The sequence below is a fragment of the Campylobacter mucosalis genome, assembly GCF_013372205.1.
GTDB classification, from domain to species: domain Bacteria; phylum Campylobacterota; class Campylobacteria; order Campylobacterales; family Campylobacteraceae; genus Campylobacter_A; species Campylobacter_A mucosalis.
Genome location: NZ_CP053831.1, coordinates 366,285 through 387,592, shown reverse-complemented (window position 1 = coordinate 387,592; position 21,308 = coordinate 366,285). Strand labels below are relative to the sequence as shown.

Genomic DNA, 21,308 nt, shown 5'->3' with positions numbered 1-21,308 from the left:
CACCCTACTTAGAAACTGCCTCTACATCGATATTTATCTTAACATCATCGCCTAACATAGCATTGCTTGTAAAGCTATCAGCAAAGCCAAAGTCGCTTCTTTTTATCTTGCCCTCTAGGTTAAACCCTATACGCTCTTTGCCATTATCATCTTTTTTAGCACCGCCAAATTCGTAGTCTAACTTCACAGGCTTACTAACACCCTTAATCGTAAGAGTGCCATAAACCTTAGCGTCATCGCCGTCTTTTTTAAACTCGTTCATCTGAAATTTCATATCATCAAATTTAGCAACATCAAAGAAGTCAGCCGATCTTAAATGCTCATCTCTTTTTTCATTATCTGTATCTACAGAAGCGGTTTTTATGATAGCTGTTAGGCTTTTTATAGTGCCGTTTTGTGCATCGATATTAGCATCAAAGTTATCAAATTTACCATTTACACTACTTATACCCATATGTTTGATTCTAAAATTTACACTTGAGTGTGCCTTATCAAGTGTGTATTCAGCTGCTTGTGCTGAGCCTATTATAGCTAGAGCCATTAAACTAGATGTGATTATTTTATTCATTTTTTTCCTTTTTAAAAATTTCTGTGATTGTAATATGTTTTTGAAAATAATTTTTAAAATTTTGATTAATGATTTTTTAAATAATAGGGTAAAATATGAAAAATTTAAAGGGGATTTTATGCAAAAATATACTGAAATTTACGGCGATGGGGCTGAAATTTTAAGGGTTGCCACAGGAAGTCCTGGCGAACTTGGGCTTTTAAAAAAATTAAGTGAAGTATTTAACTCTTTAAACGATAGTAAAATATGCTGGATAAAAGCTGGTAGTAGCGATGGACTCGAGCTTTTAAAAGAAAATAAAGTTGATGTCACGATGACGCATTCACCGCTTTTAGAAAAGACCTTAATCAAGCAAGGCATAGCAAAAAAACGCACACTTATTGGTTCAAATGAGTTTTTTATCATTGGGCCAAAAGATGATCCAGCAGGTATAAAAACCGCAAAAACCGCCACAGAAGCTTACAGTAAAATAGCAAAAGCCAATGCACTATTTTACACAAGGTCTGATGGCAGCGGAACACACATAAAAGAGCTTGATATATGGCAAAAAGCTGGTATCAAGCCAAGTGGTAGCTGGTATGTGCAAAATCGCGACTTTATGATAGCTACTCTAAAAAGAGCAGATGATACGAATGGCTATTTTATGAGCGATTCAAGTACTTATTACACGATAAAAAATGAGTTAAAAAATAGTGAAATTTTATTTTCTGGCGATAAAATTTTAGTAAATGTATATGCCACGATGTGCAGAATAGACGCTCCAAAAATAGCAGAAAATTTCATAGACTTTTTAGCTGATAAAAAATCTCAAGAAATTTTTAAAACATACGGGAGAGATAAATTTGGAATAGAACTTTATAATGACGCAAAGTATGCAAGGGAATTTTTTATAAAATAACCCAGCAAATAAGCTGGGTTATGAGTTGGAGCGTTGCTCCATTTTTACTTTATTACAGCCATCTTTCTACGCATATAGGCTATGCGACTTTGAAGTGGTAGGTGTTTTGGACAGTTGTCTTCACAAGCAAGTAAGCTCATACAACCAAACACACCGTCATCATCTCCGATAAGCTCGTAAAAATCTTCATCTGTTCTCTTATCAAGTGCGTCTATTTTAAACCTAGCAACGCGGTTTAAGCCAACAGCACCGATAAAATCAGGACGCATTATCGCAGTTCCACACGCAGCTACGCAGATACCGCACTCTATACATCTATCAAGCTCAAATACCTCTTGGGCAATTTCTGGCTCAACTTTCTCTTCAAGTTTAGCTATTTCTGGCTCGTGATCTGTATGTATCCAGCTCTCAACACGCTTACTCATAGCATTCATCCAGTTTCCAGTATCAACGCTTAAGTCTTTTAATAGCTTAAACACTGGCAACGGCATAAGCTCTATAACGCCACTTTCATAGTCTTTTGTAAGTGTTCTACAAGCTAGTTTTGGTGTTCCATTAACTAACATACCACAACTTCCGCAAATTCCAGCTCTACAAACAAAGTCAAAGCTAAGATCAGGGTCAAACTTCTCTCTTATCACGTTAAGTGCGATAAAAAGGGACATTCCCGGAGTTTCTTCAAGCTCATAGCTTGCAAAATGCGGTTTTGAAATTTTAGAGAGCGGGTTATATTTAAACGCTCTTATGGTTATTTTTCTACTCATATCCTATACCTGCTCTTTCATTTGGTGCTTTATATTTTTCTTGAAGTTCATAAGGCATTAGTGCATTTTGAATCTCATATCTACCTTTGCCCTCAGCTTCCATTTTTGCACGAATTTCATCAACTTGTGCCTGGCGAACAGCACTATCAGGGTGCTCGATAATATTTCCTTTTGCGCCATAACCACGGAACGCAGGTGGAATTTCCATCTTCATTATATCAAGCGGTTCATATGTAACAGTCGGCATCGTAGCACCTTCACTCCAGCTTGTTAGTGTTCTATTTAGCCAGTTTAGGTCATCACGTTTTGTATAATCCTCGCGGTAGTGAGCACCACGGCTTTCAGTTCTAAGTAACGCACCATAAGCTATACAAAGTGCTAATTTTAGCATTTTTGGCACTCTATAAGCCTCTTCAAGCTCTGGGTTGCCAAATAATGTTTTATTTGTTACTTTAACATCTAGTGAGTGTTTATAAAGCTCTTCAAGCTCTTTTACAGCTTTTTCTAGACCTTCGCCAGTTCTAAAGATAGCAACGTGCTCCCACATTATATCTTTCATACGATTTTTGATCTCAAATACATTATATGTTCCGCTCTTATTAAGTAGCTCGTTCATATAATTTACTTCTTTATCAACAAATTTTTGTATCTTATCTGTTTTTATCTCTATCTCGTGATTTGCACAATAATCAGCAAAATAATCGCCAACAATCATACCAGCAACAACAGTTTCAGAAACTGAGTTTCCGCCAAGTCTGTTAAAGCCGTGCATATCCCAACAAGCAGCCTCACCAGCACTAAATAGACCCGCTAACGTTGGGCTTTCGCCAGTTGCTTTTGTTTTTATGCCACCCATTGAGTAGTGTTGCATTGGTAGAATTGGTGCCCAACCCTTTGGACCCTCATCAGCTGGATCGATGCCGTTAAAAATTTGGCAAATTTCTTGAACGTCACGTAGGTTTTTCTCGATATGCTCACGACCCAAAATTGAGATGTCAAGCCAAACATGCTCACCATAAGGGCTTTTTACGCCTTTGCCGTTTCTAATATGCTCCATTATACGGCGACTTACGACGTCACGACTTGCTAGTTCTTTTTTCTCTGGCTCATAATCAGGCATAAAGCGATAGCCATCTACGTCACGTAAAATTCCACCATCCCCACGGCAACCCTCAGTTAGTAAAATTCCGCTTGGAACGATTGGAGTTGGATGAAACTGAACAGCTTCCATATTGCCAAGTTGTGCTACTCCTGTTTCAAGAGCTATCGCAGCACCGATACCTTCGCAAACAACCGCGTTTGTAGTGTGCTTATAAACTCTACCATAACCACCAGTTGCTATAAGTGTTCCTTTTGAAACATAAGCAGTGATCTCGCCAGTTACTAAATCACGAACAATAGCACCATAACAGCGGTTATTTTCGTGGATTAAAGCTATGGCTTCTTTTCTATCGTGGATATCAACGTTGTGCTTTAGTGCTTCGTTTGCAACTGCAAAAAGCATTGTGTGTCCAGTAGCGTCTGCTGTGTAGCAGGTTCTCCACTTTTTAGTACCACCAAAGTCACGTGAGTGAATAAGTCCGTGAACCTCTTCTTTTTCAACGATAGTTGTCTTTTGAGCATTGATAATAGCACTTCTTTCACCCTTTGTAATCCTAGTCCAAGGCACACCCCAAGCAGCAAGCTCACGAATCGCTTTTGGTGCTGTTTGACAAAACATTCTAGCAACGTTTTGATCACAACCCCAGTCGCTACCCTTTACAGTATCGGCAAAATGCACATCCTCATTATCGCCCTCACTCATCTTTGAGTTACCAAGACTTGCTTGCATACCACCTTGTGCGGCTGCTGAGTGGCTTCTTTTTACAGGTATTAAACTTAAAACTATAGTACTTAGCCCCTTCTCTCCAGCCGCAACAGCAGCTCTAAGACCAGCCAAACCACCACCTATAACTAATGCGTCACAATATTTTACATTCATCTTTTAGCTCCTATCCATTAATGACCAAGGCTGATCCACACAAAATCAGCAATTAATGCGATTACAGCCAAGACTCCAAATACGGCAAAAACAACAACTTTTGCCTTTTTTCTGTTCTCAAACATTTCGTGTTTATTGGCTCCGTCAATGCTTACCCATTTTACATAAAGGCGATACATTCCCACACCAGCGTGAACTACCATAAATACTAAAAGTGCTAGATAGAAAAATTCTAATGTTTTAAAATTTGCAGCAGAGTTATCAGCTGTTATATGACCACCAAATACGATATCTACAAGGTGGGCACTAGCAGCAAAAAATAGTGCAAAACCAGTTAAAAACTGAAACCACCAAAGAGTAGTGTCGTTATGTTTTATGCGATTTTTGTGACCTATAAACATCTTATATTGTCTATAATTTGCAGGGAATTTTCTCATCGCCAAAAACGCGTGAGTAATAAACACAACAAAAATAACAGCAGCGATAACATTTGTTATCCACCAAGTCGCCTCTCCAAATAAAAATTTCGCCTCAGCAAAACCTACAACCGCATTAAATGCGTCTTTGCCAAGCAAAATCGTTGAAGTAAAAACCATGTGGCATAAAATAAAACAGGCTAGTATAAAACCCGTGATACTCTGCCATCTATCCCAAGTCGCAGGTAATCGGCTCTTTTTAGTATCGACCCTTTTACCTAAGAAACCTTCTATAAGCTCACTCATGAGCCCTCCTTCAAAATATTCAAAATTTAGATAAGCCTTAAACTTAAAATCTAAATTGTTGGCGTAATCTTACTAAATTAAAACTTTAATGATTATTAAATATCTTTACTCTGCATTTACGCAAAAATAGGTAAATGACACAAGCTGACACAAACATTAAAAAGGATAAAATTTGCCCCATTGAGAAATTTAAAAAGATAAATCCAAGACCAACGTCAGGCTCCCTAAAAAACTCACATACAAACCTAGCTAACGTATAAAGCATAGCGTAAAGACAGATTAGCTCACCTTGAAATTTTTGGTATTTTCTATAAACAAACAACACAACAAATACGACAAACCCTTCTAAAAACGCCTCATAAAGTTGGCTTGGATGACGCATAGCACCAAGGACATTTATCGCCCAAGGCACGTCCGTAACACGTCCAAAAAGCTCCTGGTTTAAGAAATTTCCTATCCGTCCAAACACATAACCAAGCGGAATCGAGATCGCACAAAGGTCAAGATATAGCCACAAATTCTGTCTATATTTTTTACAAAACAACCACGTTGAGAGCAAAAATCCAACAACCGCTCCGTGATAGCTCATACCCCTAATACCAACAAATTCTCCCGCGTAAAATGGATTAAAAATCTGCCACGGCTGAGTAATGTAAAACCAAGCGTCACCAGAATACATAAGCACCCAGCCAAGCCTGGCACCCAAAATCACCCCAACCTCGACCCAAAAGAAGTAGCTATCAAGCATTTTATCAGTTATAGGCAGCCTATCTTTTTTAACAAAATACTTAGCAAGTGCAAGTGCCACAAGCAACGCTAAAATATACATTATCCCGTACCAATGAACACTAAATCCAAAAATTTTAAATGCGACTGGGTCAAAGTGGTTGTAAATGTCATTCCAAATTTGCATATTTTTCCTCTTAGTTTTTAGCGATTTTACAAACAAAATGCTTAAAAATTTTTATTAAACCATAAAGTAAATGTTGTCAACCCATTTTCGCTTTTTACATCTACTTGAAAACCAAGCTCATCGCTGTAATTTTTAACCAAGCTAAGCCCTATCCCAAAACCGCCATTTTGCTCATCAAAACGAGTATATGGTTTGAAAATTTCAGCTAAATTTTCCTTTTTGATACCAAATCCGCTATTTGAGATCATAAAACTATTTTCATCTAAAACGGCTGTAATTTTGGAATTTTCATCTGAGTATTTTATGGCGTTTGAGATTAGATTATCTACTATTTTTCTAAACTTAAATTTTTGCGTTAGAATCTTAACTTTGTGCAAATTTGAGCTTATTTTTAGCCCCTTTTGATTTGCCTTATCACTAAAATACACAAATCTCTCATCTATCAAACTAGATAAATCCACAAGAGTTTTTACTTCGTCTTTTTTTAAGCTAAATTCAACCAAATCGTCATACAAATTTGATATCGTAAGGGCTGCTGTTTTAATATTTTTTAGATATTTCTTAGGATTTGCCTCAAACATCTCAATGCTCATCAAAATGACACTTAATGGGGTGTTTATCTCGTGAGTAGTGTCCCTTAAAAAGCGATTTAAAAACTCTATCTTTTCATAAAGCGGTCTTAACGAAAGCCTTATAATAAAATACGCTATCAGCAAAATAAACCCCAAAATAACGCAAAGAGCAAGTAAAATTTTTACCTTTAAATCATAAAATTTCAAAGACAAATCGTCAACTGTTATAGTTACTAAAAAATCCTGAAACCTATCAAAAATTACAAAGTGCCTTAATGTCCCGTTTATATCGCTGTTTTGGATATGAAAATGACCTTTTTTAATCGGCTTAATCGTTGCATTAAACTCGCTTAAATCACTATCGGTTAAAGAGCCAAATTTTAGCTTTGTTTGAAAATCGTGCCTAATTTGCCGAAGTAAAATTCTATCTTTTTCTAATAAAAATCCCTTTTCACGCTCATAAAAAAGATAGCCAAAAAACGCTAAAAATGCGATACTTGTTAAAAAATATAGCAAAAAAATGGGCAAAATATGACGTTTAGACATATTTATAACCTAATTTTGACTGGCTAATTATGCGTTCTTTTCCTAAAATTTTACGAAGTTCAGCGATATAAACCCTAAGACTAGCGTCGCTTGGGTTCTCATCAAAACTCCAAATTTCGCTAAATATCTCATCGTGAGTTACAAATCTATCGCGATTTTTTAAGAGCAACGAAAGAAGCAAAGCCTGTTTTTTAGCCATCAAAAAAATATCCTTACCCTTGTATAAAATGTTTTGCGAGATGTCAAAACTAAAATTTTCGCCCAAACTAATAAGTGAACTCTCGTTGTGTAAAAAGGTGCGTTTTAGTAAATTTTTGACTCTTAAACCGAGCTCTTTTAACTCAAACGGCTTTTTTAAATAATCGTCACAACCGCTTAAAAATCCCACACTAACATCATCTATTGTATTTAATGAAGTTGTAAAAATGCAAGGCGTTAGGCGAGTGCTAGACCTTAACTCTTTAAGCAAGTTAAATCCATTTCCGCCAACTATTTTAACATCAAAAATCCACAAATCAAAGGCACTCTCATACGCCAAATCAAGTGCCTCATCATAGCTTTTAACGCCGGTAACTTCGTGCTCTTGCCCCAGATACTCACACATCATATCATTTAGCATAGCCTCATCTTCAACGATTAAAATTCTAGCCAAATCTCACCCTTAACGATTTTTTGACATTCTATCGTAAATTTTGCAATTCCCTGCTTCACGTCTATCTTTTTTGCCAAAAAAGCCAAAATTTTTAGCCTCTTTTACACTCAACTCGTCTATTTTTTTATCATAGTTTTTATGAAATTCACTCATAAATTGCTCACGCTCGCCCTCTTTTAGAGTTGAAATTTTACTTCTCATTTTATCTCTAAAATCAGCTCTTATTTTATTAGCCTGCTCCGATAACACTCCTGCTCGTTTGTGCAACTCAAATGAAATTTCACTCATCATTTTAGCATCAGCACCTGATATCATAGCGACTAGCTCATCGTTTGTATTTTTTTCAAAACTACTTGCAAAAAGCGAACCAGCAATACAAATCGCAACCATACCTAACTTTTTCATAATATTCTCCTTTGTTTTGGTTTGCAATCGCATTATAAAAACAATTTGTGAAGTAAATGTTAAGCCCATTTTGGACATAATTTTTAGAAAATTTCTAAGGATTTATGATGTCAGAGGCAATTTTTAACAAAATTAAAGAGCTTTTAGAGCAAAACGGGGCTGATTTTCGCGTGGTAGAGCACAAAAGTGTAGGTACTTCAGAAGAGGTCGCAAAGGCTCGTAAAACACATTTGGGTCAGGGTGCAAAAGCTCTAGTATGCAAAATAAAAGGTGCTAAAAATGAGCTTTTAAAGCAATTTTTTGACTTGGAATCTGATACAAACAAGATAAATGTCATCGCCATACTTCCAGCAGATCATAATGCAAATTTAGAACGTTTAGCAGCTGTTTTTGACGCTAAAAAGGCAAGTCTTGCAAGTCCTGCTGAAGTTAGCGAACTAACAGACTGCGTTTTTGGAGCAATACCGCCGTTTAGTTTTAACGAGAAACTATTTTTGGTGGTTGATAGGAAGCTTTTTGGCAGATTTAGCCATATAGCGTTTAATGCTGGACTGCTTGATCACTCGATTATTTTAAATGCTGATGATTATTTGCGGATTGTAAAGCCAAAACTTATAGATTTTGCACATTTAGCAACTGAAAAGACACTTTAAAAACAAAGGTAGAGCTAAAATTTCAAATCCAGATGGCTCAAAAGTATGGGCGAAGTGATAAAATTTACTAGCTTCGCTCTCATTAAACTTCGCGCTCCAAACAGCACCACTTGCACTAAATTCTCGCTCAAAATCGCTTAAATTTTCTGAGCTAAAAAAATGCTCAAATCGCGACATTAAGGCAAATGGAGTGTAAAATTTTAACACATCTTTAAACTCAAATTTTATAAGCCTAGCTTCATTTATAGCCAAATTTACAGCCGTGCTATACGCACGAACAAGACCACCAGTGCCAAGCTTAATACCGCCAAAATACCGAACTATAAACACGCCAACTTCAACCAAATCAGCTCCACGCAAAACATTTAAACTAGGAGCCCCGCTCGTGCCCTTTGGCTCTCCGTCATCACTTTGGTTTTCAACAATTTGTCCATATTTATTTAGCTCTCTATATGCCCAAACGATATGAACAGCCTTTAAATGCTCGGCTTTTAGTTGATCATGAAGCGTTTTAAACTGCGAGATAGGCACTAGATAGCTTATGAAATTTGACTTTTTAATCTCGATTTTTGCGGTATAAACACAATCTATAGTCTGCAAAATAATTCCTAGTTTTTGCGTAAATTTAGCAAAATTTTTAAAAAAGTTAAAGTTGTGGCTTACTCGGACAAAACAGAGTGTCCGAGTAAATTTATCTATTTGCGAGTATTAGCGTCAGGAGTAAAGAGCTGTTTATCTAGGAGTTTAAAGTCAGCAATAAATTTCTGGCCCTCATCGCTAACAACCCAATTAACAAATTTTTGTGCATTTTCGATGTCTGTTTTTGGGCAGTGTTTTGGGCTAACTGCGATTACTGAGTAGAAATTTTTAAGATCCTTTGCACCCTCGTTTATGATAACTAGCTCAGGAGCTCCATTTTTATTAGCTTCATATTTTATATAAGTGCCACGATCGGTTAAAGTCACACCCTTTTGCTCAGCAGCCGCATTTATCGTAGCTATCATACCCTGACCTGTTTGCTTATACCAAGCAGCAGTTTCTGGAACTTCGCCTGCTACGTTTTTCCAAAGACCTTTCTCTTTATTATCCGTTCCTGATTTATCTCCACGTGAGAAAAATGGAATTTGCTCTGCTTTAATAATCTCAAACGCAGTCTTGAGGTCTTTTCCTGCAAATTTATTCGCAATTGACTTATCGCCGATTAAAACAAAATCATTATACATTACGGCCTTTCGCTCAACACCATAACCTTTTTCTACAAACTCCTTTTCAACCTTTGGAGAGTGCACAAAAAGCACGTCAACATCACAGTTTTCGCCAAGCTTTAACGCAGCACCAGTTCCAACCGCTGTAAATTTCAGATCAACGCCAGTCTTTGCCTTATAAATAGGTAGCATCGCGTCTAGCAAACCAGTATCTGCCGTGCTTGTTGTTGTAGCCATATTTAAATCGCTATCGGCACCAAATAAACTCGCTGCAAGAACAGCAGAGATAACAAAAATTTTTCTCATATTTTCTCCCTTGTGATTTGGTTTAAATGTGCTATAATAGCACAAAATTTTAAATTTAATATGCAATTTTTACATAAAATTTTTAAAGGCTATTTTTGGATTTTATCATTGATGGTATTTTTGCTGCGTTTAGACTACTTTTTAGTGGCGATGAGCAGACTTTTTCAGCCATAAAAGCTACACTTTATACATCTAGTATATCTATCGTTTTGGCTCTTTTTATAGGGTTGCCATTAGGATTTATTTTGGGTTTTTACAAATTTAAAGGGGCGAAATTTTTAAGGCTTCTTAGCGACACCGCGCTTGCTATCCCAACCGTTGCTATCGGACTTATCTTGTATGCATTTATCACTAGAAACGGGCCATTTGGCTCATTTGGCATACTCTTTACACTAAAAGCCATAGTCATAGGGCAACTAATGCTTGCAATCCCAATAATCACATCACTAAGTGCAAGTGTAGTTGAAAATATGGACGAAAAACACTACTTTAGCATACTATCATACAGACTTGCTCCTGCTAAACTCGCTTTTGTCGTCATCTACGAACTACGCTACTCGCTAATGGTCGTGGCAGCTACAGCTTATGGACGCATAGTTGCAGAGGTTGGCGTAGCTATGCTAGTTGGTGGCAATATCAAGTATTTTACAAGAACTATCACTACAGCCATATCTCTTGAAACCAGCAAAGGCGAGTTTAATATGAGCATAGCACTAGCATTGGTGCTTATTTTCATCGCATTTGCTGTAAATTTTTTAATCCACGCACTAAAAAGGCTAGATAGATGATAGAAATTTCAAATTTAAAATTCCAATATGAAAATTTCTACGCACTTGATATTAAAAATCTAAACATAAATACAGCCAAAACAACCGCACTTCTTGGACTAAACGGAAGTGGTAAAAGTACACTCATAAAGTGCATAGCAGGGCTTTTAAAACCAACAAGCGGAGAGATAAAAATTTGGGGCAAGGACATAAAGAAATTTAGCCTAAACGAGCTAAAAAATATAGCAATTTTACTTCCTGAACCGATGCTTTTAAAACGCAGTGTCAAAGAAAATTTCAAATTTACACTAAAAACTAGGGGCAACTTAGATAAGTTTAACTCCTATGTCGGAGAAGCACTTGAGCTTGTCGGACTTGATGAGAGTTTTTTGCAAAAACGACATTTTGAGCTAAGCTCTGGACAAAATAAACGCATAGCCTTTGCTCTGCTTTTATGCCTTAGAGCAAAGCTAAATTTGCTTGATGAGCCGACAAATGCCGTTGATTTAGGCACTGCAAAGCTCTTTAGCAAAGCCATTGAATACGCAAAAGCGAGGCATGGCTCAAATTTCATCATCGCAAGTCACGATGAAAAATGGCTAAGTGCTTTAAGTGAAGAAAGCGTGTTTTTACACAAAGGCAAGGTAAGCGAATTTGAGTTAAAAAATATCTTTGATGTTAAAAACTCACGCATAGACTTTTTAGAGCTAAATCTGCCACAAAATTTAAAAAATAGCCACAAAGTAGCAATAAATCAAAATCTTATAAAACTCTCAAAAGAGCCTTTTGACGGCTGTTTAAATGGAATTTTACACTCCATTTCTATCGTTTATAAAGATAGTTTTTTAGTAAAAATCAAAATAGGCGATATGCTTATAAAATGCGTAAGCAGTGGCGAAAATTTCAAAAACAGCCCATTAGTCACTGGAGAAAGCATATATTTTGCTATCCCAAATGAAGCTTTTTTAAGCTTAGAATAGTAAAATTTAAAGCAAAAACCAAGGACAAACAATGATACAAACCTGCTTATTTCCAGCAGCTGGATATGGCACACGCTTTTTACCGGCTACAAAATCACTCCCAAAAGAGATGTTGCCTATACTTACAAAACCACTCATACACTACGGAGTGGACGAAGCACTAGAGGCTGGTATGGATAGTATGGCGTTTGTCACAGGGCGTGGCAAAAGGGCGTTAGAGGACTATTTTGATATAAGTTACGAACTAGAACATCAAATAGCAGGAACCAGCAAAGAGCCACTTTTAGACGAGATAAGAACACTTATGCAAAGGTGTAAATTTTCATTTACTCGCCAAAACGAGATGAGAGGGCTAGGACACGCGATTTATAGCGGCAAAACACTTGTAAGGGACGAGGCATTTGGAGTTATTTTGGCTGATGACTTGTGTGTAAATGAAAATGGCGAGGGTGTTTTAAGCCAGATGATGAAAATTTATGAAAGATACAGATGCTCGGTTGTAGCGGTAATGGAAGTGCCAAAAGAGCAGGTAAAAAGCTACGGAGTAGTAAGCGGGAACGAGATAAGTAGTGATTTAATAATGATAGATGATATGGTAGAAAAGCCTGATCCCGCCGAAGCTCCAACAAATTTGGCCATCATTGGAAGATATATATTAACACCAGATATTTTTGACATTTTAGAAACCACAAAACCTGGCAAAAACGGCGAAATACAAATCACTGACGCACTAAAAACACAGGCAAAACAGGGTATGGTTTTAGCATACAAATTTAAAGGCAGACGTTTTGACTGCGGAAGTATCGAGGGTTTTGTAGAGGCTACAAACTACTTTTATGAGAAAGAATATGGTAGAAAATAAATTTTACTTCAACCTAGCAAAGTCCGATATCATCGACGCTTACGCAAAGAGAATGAATGATGAGTACGAGAGTGGCGAGATAGGGTATTACCACTTACCAGACATTGGCATTTTAAAAATTAATGAAATTTATGAATACGAAAAGAGCTTAGATGACATAAAAGATATCGTATTAGTCGGCATAGGTGGCAGTTCGCTTGGCGTAAAAGCCATATACTCAATGCTTACAAAACAAAAAAGAGAGCTTCACTTTCTAGATAATGTCGATGTAAAAACCTATAACAAGGTCATAAAAAGCATAAATTTCAAAAATACTCTTTTTATAATCAGCTCAAAATCAGGCAACACGATAGAGACCATAACTCTATTTAAATGTATAATTGACGAGTTTAAACCAGCCGATATGAGCAAAAATTTTCTAATCATAACGGACCCAAACACAAATTTGCAAAAATATGCCGAGCAAAATGGAATAAAATTTTTCAATCTCCCGTCAAATGTTGGCGGTAGATTTAGTGTGCTTAGCGCCATAGGCTTAGTACCACTTGGACTTTGCGGATACGATATCGACGCTCTTTTAAAAGGAGCGTTAGAGTGCAAAAAGCAATATATCGATCAAAAAGATAGCTCACTAATCGCAAAAGCCTACCACTACGCCACACACAGACACGCACACATAAATGTCGTATTTAGCTACTCGGATAATTTCTTTGAATTTAACGACTGGTATGTGCAACTATGGGCAGAAAGTCTGGGTAAAAAAAAGGGGTATAAACGCGTAGGTCTTACGCCTGTTGGACTTGTTGGCTCAAGGGATCAGCATAGCTTTTTACAGCTTATTATGGACGGCGTAAAGGATAAAAGCGTAACATTTATAAAAATAAAAGATCAGGGCGTTGATGTTAAAATTCCAGATATAAGCATTAATGGGCTTAGTGAGTGCGATTTTGTCCGCGGATTAAGCCTGGCAGAACTCATAAATCTGCAATGTGATGCTACCAAAATGGCACTCGTGCAAGAGGGTATTAGCGTAGATACGATAACGCTTGATAAAATGGACGAGTGGCACGTCGGATGGCTTATATTTTACTATGAACTACTCACATCAGCAACTGGCATTATGCTTGGTATAAACACTTACGATCAGCCTGGTGTTGAGATTGGTAAAAGAATTTTAAAAACTATGCTACTAAAATAAAAAGGGGCTCTTACCCCTTTAATTAGAATTTCTTCTTCCTAACCTCACTAACAATATCTTTAGCCATATTATCTACCTCAGCTGTTACTTCATTAGTTCTATTAGCTACTGATACATTTGCACGTGTAAGGTTATCTATCTGAGCTACTGATTGATTTATCATATTTATACCTTCAGCTTGCTCTTTTATTGATTCACTCATCTCATTGATTGATTGAGCTAGTACATTTGTATTTGCTTCTATCTCTCCAAGTGACTTTTGAGTTCTCTCAGCTAGTTTTCTTACTTCATCAGCAACAACAGCAAATCCACGTCCGTGTTCTCCTGCTCTGGCTGCTTCAATAGCAGCATTTAGTGCTAGTAGGTTTGTTTGGTCTGCTATATCTCTTATTATTGTTATTATGTTTTTAATCTCTTCAGATTGTCTTATAACATCTTGTGTCTTTTGAGATATGGCACTCATTGATGAGCTCATCTGTTCTACTGCTGCAGCACTCTCTTGCAAGCTATTTGCTTGGCTATTTGCTCCATCTGTTAGCTCTTTCATAGAATCACTTAGTATCTGAGCTTTTTGCTCTAGAATTTCAGCTTTGTCTAGGTTGTCACGGAGCATATTTGAAATTTCAATACCAAGTTGGTTTATACCACTTGCCATTGTGCCATTATCATCAAGTCTAGCTGTAAAGTCTGAACGTTTATAACTCTCAAGGAGTTTTAATACCTCTTGTCCATCTTTAGATATTGCTTTGCTTAGTCCCTCTTGAAGATCAATGAATGCAGATTTTAGTCTGTTTAGTGCAGGGTTTATCGTCTGTGCATTTAGGGTTGCTGTGAAATTTCCGTCTTTGATACTATTTACAAGAGTATTAGCGTCAGCTATGAAAGCATTTTGCTCGGATAGGTTTTGTTCGATTTGCTTAATATTCTCATTTATAAGTTGTCCGATTTTACCAAATTCATCGTTGGATTTTAGCTCTATGGTTTGAACTTTTGAAATTTTGTGATTTAAAAAGTCAAAAAATAGAGCAAGTCCGTTAGAGATCACGCCTATTGGTCTTAAAAATCTGCTTGTTGCAAATAGTAAAACGCCAACGATAACAACTATAAATATAATTGAAAACATAACCTGATCAGCAATGACTTTGTTTAACGCTGGTTCGTAGTCCTTAAATGAATTTGCCGAGCAGATAAGCCAATTTGCCATATCATATTTTTTGCAAGAGGCTATTTTTACGTCATCCCCAAGATTATAAACAAACGACTTGTCGCCACTTTTTTCAAAATTTGAGATAAAAGATGAGCTTATGTGCTTTGCATCTGGATCATCTGAGATGATATATTTGCTATTTGGATGATAAGCGATATTTTTCCTTGTGTAGTCTATGATCGTTACGACGCTTGAGGCGCTATCTTTCATCTGATCAATATCTTTACTAAAGCCGTCTATAAAGATATTACTCGCTATCGCACCTAGCGTTTTGCCATTAACTACAATTGGGTAAACTATGCTTATTGTTAGCTTGTTGCCAGTTTTTGCGATATATGGATCGGTAAATGCTATACCACCTTTTGCAAGTGCGACTTTATACCAGTCGCGTGTCCTAGCGTCATATTTTGTCTTTTCAATTGTGTAATGTTTAAATGATACCTTGTTGTCGCCCTCATAGTCTGTGCGATATAAATTTCCATCGCTCTCAAAACCCACAAATATATTTGTAAGGCTTGTTGTTTGAGAAACTCTCTCAATTAGTTTTCTTAACTCTTCTCTGTTGTCCATAAATTCTGGGTTCTCTTTTAAAAATTTACCAAAATTTTCAACCGCCTTTATCCTGCTATCAAAATAGCTTTCAACAAACAGCTTGGCCGCCAATGCAGAAACTTCTTTTGACTCACTTGAAGCGTTCATAAGTGAAGTTTCTGTTTCCTTGTATGAAACAAATGAAAAAATAAAAAATGAAATAGTAAGCAGTATCAAAATGATTAGCCCTATTTTATTTGCAACTTTATTCATTCAAACCCCTCCTAATAAAAATAAAATTTCTCAAGTGAGTAATATTACTGCGTTTTTTGTTAAAGTAAGATAAATATGCTAGATTTTATTATTAATAATAATTGTTGTTTTTTTGTTTATTATATGTTGTAAATTTAGTAAATTTTCGCTAATACTTTTTGGCTCGTAAATAGCTCTTACAATCGCGATATAGTCGATATTTAGTGCCAAAATTTGAGATATATTGCTCGTATCTATGCCACCTATGGCACAAACTGGGATTTTTAAAATTTCTTTTGCTTTTTTTAGCGTTTCTAAACCAACTCTTGTGGTGTTAGGCTTTGTAAGACTAGGAAACACTGCCCCAAAAGCTACATAGTTTGCCCCATTTTGCTCAGCCCTAATCGCTAAATCAAGACTATCATAACAGCTAACCCCAATAAAAGCATCATCTCCAAGCAAACGTCTAGCATAGCTTAAGCTAGAGTCACCCTTGCCGATGTGTAGGCACTTTGCACCAATTTTATAAGCAAAATCCGCGTCATCATTGATGATAAATTTCGCCCCAAAATTCTCGCACATCAATAAAAGCTCACGTGCCATTTGCTCGTTTTTTACCGCTTTTTTGTTTCTGTATTGATAGAGTTTAATGCCAGATTTTAAAATTTGCTCGGCGTGAGATAATATAAGTTCATCTGGGCTTAGGATATCGTCGCTAAGTGCGTAAATTTCGCTCATCTTACTTTGTGATTTAAAACTCTTTTGCCAAATTTTGTATCAAGAGCACCACTTATGGCACTTGATATAAAATTTTTTGCCTTTTTAATGGCTAAAATCTTATCATCGCCACAAGCTAAAAAACAAGCAAGTGCCGAGCTAAAACTACACCCTGCTCCATGCATAATCTCTGGCTTTAAAAGTGGCTGAGAAAATTTTAAAATTTCGCCGTTTCTAAGATAGAGCGAGTCCTCGCAAAACTCGTCTACTTTGGTTCGTTTTAGCAAAATATCGCAAGGTAAATTTGTAAAATCAAGCTCTAAAATTTTACCCTCAGCCAAATTTGGAGTAGCAATCGTTGCGTAGCTTAAAAGCTCTTTCAACGCCATTAATGCACTATCTTCTAGCAATTTTGCTCCACTCTTTGCCACACAAACTGGGTCAATTACAATTGGTATGTTTTTGAAATTTTCTAGCCAAATTTTAACGCAAGATATAAGCTCTTTATTAAAAAGCATACCAACCTTTATAGCGTCTATTTTAAGCTCGTCAGTTATCATTTTTAGCTGATTATCTAGCATTTTTGGACTTAACGCTAAAACATCTATAACGCCGTTTGTATTTTGCGCAGTAATAGCCGTAACAGCGGTAGCACCATAACACCCGAGTGCCTCAGCCGTCTTTAAATCAGCCTGGATACCAGCTCCACCGACACTATCGCTTCCAGCTATGATTAAAATATTTTTCATAGTTTATAAAACCCCGTTTTTTCGGGGCTTTGATTATTGCAAGTCATATTTTTTAGCTATTTTTTCAAACGTGCCGTCAGCCTTGATAGCCTTTATGGCGTCATTTATCTTAGCTATCAAATCTGTTTTTTTGTCTTTATCAAAAGCGATAGAAAAGCCTTCACTGCCATCAGGAAGCTTTAAAAACTCCTCGATATCGTCATTTTGCTTTAAAAAGCCATAGCCTATCGAGCTATCTACTATAACGTAGTCTATTTTTCCTGATTTTAGTGCCATTATCGCGGTTAGTGGACTATCGTATGGAGATACTTTAGCACCCTCTATCTCACCAGCTGCCATCTCTTGAACCGTTCCTAGCTGAGCACCTATATTTTTACCTGCTAAATTTTTATCACTGATATCTGAGCCTTTTTTGCGGATGAATAAATTCTCAGTAGCGTAGTAAGAGTCGGTAAAATCAACTGATTTTTTTCTATCCTCTGTCGCACTCATAGCACTCATAATCGCGTCTATCTTACCAGCTTTAAGTGCTGGGATAAGTCCGTCAAAGCTAATATTTGCAAGTTCAACCTTAAAGCCAACACGCTTGCTAATCTCATTTATAAGCTCAACATCAAAACCTGTGATTTTATTGTCTTTATCGACAAATTCAAATGGAGGATAGTCTGCACTAAGCCCTAGTTTAATCACCTGCTCTGCACTAGCACTCTTCTCGTCACTACCGCAACCAACTAAAAAAGCCAAAACGGCAAACAAAGCCAAAAATTTTTTCATACTCACTCCTTAAATTTTAATGGTTTAAAACTTTACCTAAAAACTCTTTTAGGCGTGGATTTTGCGGGTTTTCAAAGATATTTTTTGGCGTATCATCAACTGCTATTACGCCATTATCCATAAAGAAAATTCTATTTGCTACGTTTCTTGCAAAACCCATTTCGTGGGTCACAACCAGCATTGTAAGCCCCTTACTAGCAACATCTCTCATAATATCAAGCACCTCGCCTATCATCTCTGGATCAAGTGCAGATGTAGGCTCATCAAAAAGTATAATCTCAGGGTCCATAGCCAAAGCCCTAGCTATAGCTATACGTTGCTTTTGACCGCCAGAAAGTTTATGTGGGAAAGCGTCTTTTTTATCACTTAGTCCAACACTTTTTAGTAGCTCAAACGCCTTAGCTTCTGCCTCGTTTTGGCTCATAAGACCAGTTTTAATTGGTGCTAGGGTTAAATTTTGCATAACGTTTTTATTTGCAAAAAGATTAAAGTGCTGAAAAACCATAGATACTTTTTGGCGAATTTTATTTATATCAGCCTTTTTATCCAAAATATCCTTGCCATCGATGTTTATATGTCCGCTTGTTGGCTCTTCAAGACGATTTAAGCAACGCAAAAATGTGCTTTTGCCGCCACCACTTGGACCAATTATAGCTATAACATCGCCTTTTTTAATATCAACACTAATGTCTTTTAAAACTTGCAAATCGCCGTAATTTTTAATCAAATTTCTAATTTCAATCATTGCGGTTTAGCCTCTCCTCTAGTTTTTTAGCAAGAAATGAGAGAAATTTAATGCTTACATAATATACAATACCAGTAAATATGAATGGCTTTGGGTTGTAAAAAACAGCCTGAAGACTCTTGCTTTGCATAGTAATATCAACAACACTTATAAAGCCAACAACCGAAGTTTCTTTAAACAGCGAGATAAACTCATTTGCAAGAGCTGGTAAGATATTTTTAATAGCTTGTGGGAAGATGATTTGTCTCATAGAGGTTGAATAATCAAGTCCCATTGCACGAGCTGCCTCCATTTGCCCCTTATCAACGCTATTTATACCGCTTCTTACAATTTCGGCAACATAAGCAGAGCTATTTAATCCAAGTGCAATAAGTGCGACATAAAAGTTATTACTCCACGTAGAAAATATCACAACTGAGAAAATAAGGAGCTGTAAAAGTATCGGGGTGCCACGCAAAATGTCGATATATTCATCTATTACAAAGCTTAAAATTTTGATATTTAAAAATCTTAAAAAAGCCAGCAAAAAACCAAGCGTAATACCAATAGCTATACCACCTAAGGCAAGTCCAAGCGTAACTCCGTAGCTTTTTAAATAAGCCATACGTTGTATTTCGTTCATCTCCGTAGGATAAGCGTAATAGCAACCAAAAATGACAATTGCTAGAAAAAAAAGAATTCTAAAAAATTTCTCGTTCAACTCTGTCCCTTTTGTAATAAGTAGGGCATAATGATACGAAAAATTTGATATTTTTTTGCTTAAAGGTTGCTAAAAAATTAAATTTTAAACAAAATTGTAATAGTATGGTGGTTTTTAAATTTCAAAAGGCAATATATGGATTTTTCATCTTACGTAGCGATAGGACTTTACTTTGGAGTACTTTTATTTATCGGCTGGTATTCATACAACAAAAGTGCAAATATGGGCGAGTACCTGCTTGATAACCGCCGTCTTGGACCGTTTGCAACAGCACTAAGTGCGGGGGCGTCTGATATGAGTGGCTGGATGCTACTTGGCGTTCCAGGGGCATTTTATGCAAGTGGTCTATCAAATGTATGGATGCTTTTAGGGCTTGTTATTGGTGCGTATTGCAACTACTTGTTTTTAGCAAAAAGGCTTCGCGTTTATACAGAGGTCGCAAGCGATAGTATAACCATACCAGATTTTTTAGAAAACCGTTTCAAAGACCGCACAAAAGTGCTCAGAATAGTTTCAGGTATGCTTATTTTGATATTTTTTACGCTCTACGTTTCAAGTGGAATTATCGCTGGAGGCAAGACGTTTGAGAGCTTTTTTGGACTACCATTTTATACAGGTGCTTTACTTACGCTGTTTATCGTTGTATTTTATACATTTTTTGGTGGATTTAAAGCCGTTTGTATGACAGATGTTTTTCAAGGAACCTTGATGTTTTTAGTCCTTGTTGCTATACCTTCTGTGGCATTTTTAAATTTAGATTTAAGTGGTGGTAAAAATTTATTTAGCGAGATTGTAAATTTAGATAAAGAGCATTTAAATATCTTTAAAGATCAAACGTTTTGGGGAGTTTTGGGGCTTATGTCTTGGGGACTTGGATATTTTGGACAACCTCATATCATCGTTCGTTTTATGGCTATTAGAAACTCAAAAGAGCTATCACAAGCTAGGCGGATAGGTATTGGCTGGATGATACTAGGACTTATTGGTGCTATGATGAGCGGTCTTATAGGATTTGTGTATTTTGCACAACAAAACGCACAACTAAAGGACGCCGAGCTTGTGTTTTTAAAGCTTGGAGAGACGCTATTTCACCCATTTTTCATAGGCGTTATACTCTCTGCTGTTCTCTCAGCGATTATGAGCACGGTTTCTAGCCAACTTTTAGTAAGTGCTAGTTCGGTTACAAAAGACTTTATCATAGCCTTTTATAAACGTGAAATTTCTATTAAAACGCAAGTTGCCATTGGTAGATACGCTGTTGTCGTGGTTGCTGTGGTGGCTACTTTTTTTGCATTTGCTTCGAGTGATACGGTGCTTGGAGTTGTTGGCAACGCTTGGGCTGGATTTGGTGCTAGTTTTGGTCCAGTGCTACTTTTTAGCCTTTATTATAAGCGTATGAGTGCATTTGGTGCACTTGCTGGTATGGTTGTTGGTGGAGTAGTTGTGATATTTTGGATACTATCTGGACTAAATTCTTACGTCTATGAACTACTGCCAGGATTTATCGCTTCAAGTGTGGTTATAGTTGTTGTTAGTGTTTGGGGCGACGCAATAGGCAAGATGACTCACGAGCCACGTCATAAAACTATACAAGATGAATTTGAAAAGATGAAAGAGAGTCTTAAAGAGTAAGCCAAAAGG

23 protein-coding genes and 1 pseudogene are annotated in these 21,308 nt (G+C 36.7%); 7 read left to right on the top strand and 17 right to left on the bottom strand.

Annotation, left to right across the window (positions count from 1 at the left end; translation table 11 throughout):
• Nucleotides 1–4 precede the first annotated feature (4 nt).
• Nucleotides 5–568, bottom strand: a complete 564-nt coding sequence (locus CMCT_RS01950; RefSeq protein WP_034967737.1) for a YceI family protein — start codon at nt 566–568, stop codon at nt 5–7.
• 118 nt (nt 569–686) lie between these two features.
• On the opposite strand from CMCT_RS01950, the gene CMCT_RS01945 reads away from it, so the two are divergent.
• Nucleotides 687–1,466, top strand: coding sequence for an ABC transporter substrate-binding protein (locus CMCT_RS01945; protein ID WP_051654840.1), 780 nt, complete (start codon nt 687–689; stop codon nt 1,464–1,466).
• Between the two features lie 44 nt (nt 1,467–1,510).
• Here CMCT_RS01945 and CMCT_RS01940 read toward each other — a convergent pair whose 3' ends face one another.
• From CMCT_RS01940 to CMCT_RS01910, 7 genes are all read right to left on the bottom strand, one after another.
• Nucleotides 1,511–2,230: a fumarate reductase iron-sulfur subunit gene (locus tag CMCT_RS01940; RefSeq protein ID WP_034967732.1), complete on the bottom strand. Its 720-nt coding sequence runs from the start codon at nt 2,228–2,230 to the stop codon at nt 1,511–1,513.
• On the bottom strand, nt 2,223–4,211 hold the full coding sequence (locus CMCT_RS01935) for a fumarate reductase flavoprotein subunit (protein ID WP_169753536.1): 1,989 nt from the start codon (nt 4,209–4,211) through the stop codon (nt 2,223–2,225). The genes CMCT_RS01940 and CMCT_RS01935 overlap by 8 nt, the downstream gene beginning before the upstream one ends.
• A 17-nt stretch (nt 4,212–4,228) precedes the next feature.
• Nucleotides 4,229–4,933: a fumarate reductase cytochrome b subunit gene (locus tag CMCT_RS01930; RefSeq protein ID WP_034967730.1), complete on the bottom strand. Its 705-nt coding sequence runs from the start codon at nt 4,931–4,933 to the stop codon at nt 4,229–4,231.
• Nucleotides 4,934–5,018: 85 nt separating this feature from the next.
• Nucleotides 5,019–5,846 carry a prolipoprotein diacylglyceryl transferase gene (gene lgt, locus CMCT_RS01925; RefSeq protein ID WP_034967727.1) on the bottom strand — a complete coding sequence of 276 codons (828 nt, stop codon included), beginning with the start codon at nt 5,844–5,846 and terminating at the stop codon, nt 5,019–5,021.
• 41 nt (nt 5,847–5,887) lie between these two features.
• Nucleotides 5,888–6,964, bottom strand: coding sequence for a sensor histidine kinase (locus CMCT_RS01920; RefSeq protein ID WP_034967725.1), 1,077 nt, complete (start codon nt 6,962–6,964; stop codon nt 5,888–5,890).
• A complete protein-coding gene (locus CMCT_RS01915) occupies nt 6,957–7,616 on the bottom strand; it encodes a response regulator transcription factor (protein WP_034967723.1) in 660 nt (219 codons plus the stop codon). The genes CMCT_RS01920 and CMCT_RS01915 overlap by 8 nt, the downstream gene beginning before the upstream one ends.
• A gap of 9 nt (nt 7,617–7,625) precedes the next feature.
• Nucleotides 7,626–8,021: a DUF1104 domain-containing protein gene (locus CMCT_RS01910; protein WP_051654839.1), complete on the bottom strand. Its 396-nt coding sequence runs from the start codon at nt 8,019–8,021 to the stop codon at nt 7,626–7,628.
• A 107-nt stretch (nt 8,022–8,128) separates the two neighbouring features.
• On the opposite strand from CMCT_RS01910, the gene CMCT_RS01905 reads away from it, so the two are divergent.
• On the top strand, nt 8,129–8,674 hold the full coding sequence (locus CMCT_RS01905; protein ID WP_169753534.1) for a YbaK/EbsC family protein: 546 nt from the start codon (nt 8,129–8,131) through the stop codon (nt 8,672–8,674).
• Here CMCT_RS01905 and CMCT_RS01900 read toward each other — a convergent pair.
• Nucleotides 8,651–9,274, bottom strand: coding sequence for an IMPACT family protein (locus tag CMCT_RS01900; protein ID WP_034967721.1), 624 nt, complete (start codon nt 9,272–9,274; stop codon nt 8,651–8,653). The two genes, CMCT_RS01905 and CMCT_RS01900, sit on opposite strands and share 24 nt — an antisense overlap.
• Nucleotides 9,275–9,369: 95 nt before the next feature.
• Nucleotides 9,370–10,185, bottom strand: coding sequence for a tungstate ABC transporter substrate-binding protein TupA (tupA, locus tag CMCT_RS01895; protein ID WP_034967719.1), 816 nt, complete (start codon nt 10,183–10,185; stop codon nt 9,370–9,372).
• A gap of 95 nt (nt 10,186–10,280) precedes the next feature.
• Here tupA and tupB point away from each other — a divergent pair, with 95 nt between their 5' ends.
• From tupB to CMCT_RS01875, 4 genes are read left to right on the top strand one after another with little or no spacing between them, the layout of a single operon-like run.
• Entirely contained in the window at nt 10,281–10,973 is a 693-nt protein-coding gene (tupB, locus tag CMCT_RS01890) for a tungstate ABC transporter permease TupB (protein WP_034967716.1), read from the top strand.
• Nucleotides 10,970–11,932 (top strand): tungstate ABC transporter ATP-binding protein TupC, encoded by a 963-nt coding sequence (gene tupC / locus CMCT_RS01885; protein WP_034967713.1) that lies wholly within the window; start codon nt 10,970–10,972, stop codon nt 11,930–11,932. The genes tupB and tupC overlap by 4 nt, the downstream gene beginning before the upstream one ends.
• Nucleotides 11,933–11,963: 31 nt before the next feature.
• The gene (galU, locus tag CMCT_RS01880; protein ID WP_034967711.1) at nt 11,964–12,794 is read left to right on the top strand and encodes a UTP--glucose-1-phosphate uridylyltransferase GalU; all 831 of its coding nucleotides are present in this window, start codon (nt 11,964–11,966) and stop codon (nt 12,792–12,794) included.
• Nucleotides 12,781–13,992 carry a glucose-6-phosphate isomerase gene (locus CMCT_RS01875; RefSeq protein WP_034967708.1) on the top strand — a complete coding sequence of 404 codons (1,212 nt, stop codon included), beginning with the start codon at nt 12,781–12,783 and terminating at the stop codon, nt 13,990–13,992. The genes galU and CMCT_RS01875 overlap by 14 nt, the downstream gene beginning before the upstream one ends.
• A 22-nt stretch (nt 13,993–14,014) precedes the next feature.
• Here the strand turns inward: CMCT_RS01875 and CMCT_RS09525 are convergent, their stop codons facing one another.
• From CMCT_RS09525 to CMCT_RS01845, 7 genes and pseudogenes are all read right to left on the bottom strand, one after another.
• Entirely contained in the window at nt 14,015–15,115 is a 1,101-nt protein-coding gene (locus CMCT_RS09525) for a methyl-accepting chemotaxis protein (protein WP_483398706.1), read from the bottom strand.
• Between the two features lie 378 nt (nt 15,116–15,493).
• Nucleotides 15,494–15,769, bottom strand: a pseudogene (locus CMCT_RS09520) (PDC sensor domain-containing protein); the annotation flags it as partial.
• A gap of 312 nt (nt 15,770–16,081) precedes the next feature.
• On the bottom strand, nt 16,082–16,720 hold the full coding sequence (gene thiE, locus CMCT_RS01865) for a thiamine phosphate synthase (RefSeq protein ID WP_034969522.1): 639 nt from the start codon (nt 16,718–16,720) through the stop codon (nt 16,082–16,084).
• Nucleotides 16,717–17,448 (bottom strand): bifunctional hydroxymethylpyrimidine kinase/phosphomethylpyrimidine kinase, encoded by a 732-nt coding sequence (thiD, locus tag CMCT_RS01860; protein WP_034969520.1) that lies wholly within the window; start codon nt 17,446–17,448, stop codon nt 16,717–16,719. The genes thiE and thiD overlap by 4 nt, the downstream gene beginning before the upstream one ends.
• Before the next feature lie 33 nt (nt 17,449–17,481).
• Nucleotides 17,482–18,222, bottom strand: a complete 741-nt coding sequence (locus CMCT_RS01855; RefSeq protein WP_034969517.1) for a basic amino acid ABC transporter substrate-binding protein — start codon at nt 18,220–18,222, stop codon at nt 17,482–17,484.
• 16 nt (nt 18,223–18,238) lie between these two features.
• Nucleotides 18,239–18,967, bottom strand: coding sequence for an amino acid ABC transporter ATP-binding protein (locus tag CMCT_RS01850; protein ID WP_034969514.1), 729 nt, complete (start codon nt 18,965–18,967; stop codon nt 18,239–18,241).
• Nucleotides 18,960–19,667: an amino acid ABC transporter permease gene (locus tag CMCT_RS01845; protein ID WP_034969512.1), complete on the bottom strand. Its 708-nt coding sequence runs from the start codon at nt 19,665–19,667 to the stop codon at nt 18,960–18,962. The genes CMCT_RS01850 and CMCT_RS01845 overlap by 8 nt, the downstream gene beginning before the upstream one ends.
• Nucleotides 19,668–19,802: 135 nt before the next feature.
• Between CMCT_RS01845 and putP the strand changes: the two genes are divergently transcribed.
• Nucleotides 19,803–21,299: a sodium/proline symporter PutP gene (gene putP / locus CMCT_RS01840; RefSeq protein ID WP_034969510.1), complete on the top strand. Its 1,497-nt coding sequence runs from the start codon at nt 19,803–19,805 to the stop codon at nt 21,297–21,299.
• The last annotated feature ends 9 nt before the right edge of the window (nt 21,300–21,308 follow it).

What these genes read in the sequence shown, in the direction of transcription:
- CMCT_RS01920 (WP_034967725.1), bottom strand. Translation starts at nt 6,964, where the DNA reads ATGTCTAAACGTCATATTTTGCCCATTTTTTTGCTATATTTTTTAACA.
- CMCT_RS01855 (WP_034969517.1), bottom strand. Translation starts at nt 18,222, where the DNA reads ATGAAAAAATTTTTGGCTTTGTTTGCCGTTTTGGCTTTTTTAGTTGGT.
- galU (WP_034967711.1), top strand. Translation starts at nt 11,964, where the DNA reads ATGATACAAACCTGCTTATTTCCAGCAGCTGGATATGGCACACGCTTT.
- CMCT_RS01850 (WP_034969514.1), bottom strand. Translation starts at nt 18,967, where the DNA reads ATGATTGAAATTAGAAATTTGATTAAAAATTACGGCGATTTGCAAGTT.
- CMCT_RS01910 (WP_051654839.1), bottom strand. Translation starts at nt 8,021, where the DNA reads ATGAAAAAGTTAGGTATGGTTGCGATTTGTATTGCTGGTTCGCTTTTT.
- tupA (WP_034967719.1), bottom strand. Translation starts at nt 10,185, where the DNA reads ATGAGAAAAATTTTTGTTATCTCTGCTGTTCTTGCAGCGAGTTTATTT.
- CMCT_RS01945 (WP_051654840.1), top strand. Translation starts at nt 687, where the DNA reads ATGCAAAAATATACTGAAATTTACGGCGATGGGGCTGAAATTTTAAGG.
- thiE (WP_034969522.1), bottom strand. Translation starts at nt 16,720, where the DNA reads ATGAGCGAAATTTACGCACTTAGCGACGATATCCTAAGCCCAGATGAA.
- thiD (WP_034969520.1), bottom strand. Translation starts at nt 17,448, where the DNA reads ATGAAAAATATTTTAATCATAGCTGGAAGCGATAGTGTCGGTGGAGCT.
- putP (WP_034969510.1), top strand. Translation starts at nt 19,803, where the DNA reads ATGGATTTTTCATCTTACGTAGCGATAGGACTTTACTTTGGAGTACTT.
- CMCT_RS01905 (WP_169753534.1), top strand. Translation starts at nt 8,129, where the DNA reads ATGTCAGAGGCAATTTTTAACAAAATTAAAGAGCTTTTAGAGCAAAAC.
- CMCT_RS01930 (WP_034967730.1), bottom strand. Translation starts at nt 4,933, where the DNA reads ATGAGTGAGCTTATAGAAGGTTTCTTAGGTAAAAGGGTCGATACTAAA.
- lgt (WP_034967727.1), bottom strand. Translation starts at nt 5,846, where the DNA reads ATGCAAATTTGGAATGACATTTACAACCACTTTGACCCAGTCGCATTT.
- CMCT_RS01950 (WP_034967737.1), bottom strand. Translation starts at nt 568, where the DNA reads ATGAATAAAATAATCACATCTAGTTTAATGGCTCTAGCTATAATAGGC.
- CMCT_RS01935 (WP_169753536.1), bottom strand. Translation starts at nt 4,211, where the DNA reads ATGAATGTAAAATATTGTGACGCATTAGTTATAGGTGGTGGTTTGGCT.
- CMCT_RS09525 (WP_483398706.1), bottom strand. Translation starts at nt 15,115, where the DNA reads ATGTTTTCAATTATATTTATAGTTGTTATCGTTGGCGTTTTACTATTT.
- CMCT_RS01940 (WP_034967732.1), bottom strand. Translation starts at nt 2,230, where the DNA reads ATGAGTAGAAAAATAACCATAAGAGCGTTTAAATATAACCCGCTCTCT.
- CMCT_RS01875 (WP_034967708.1), top strand. Translation starts at nt 12,781, where the DNA reads ATGGTAGAAAATAAATTTTACTTCAACCTAGCAAAGTCCGATATCATC.
- tupC (WP_034967713.1), top strand. Translation starts at nt 10,970, where the DNA reads ATGATAGAAATTTCAAATTTAAAATTCCAATATGAAAATTTCTACGCA.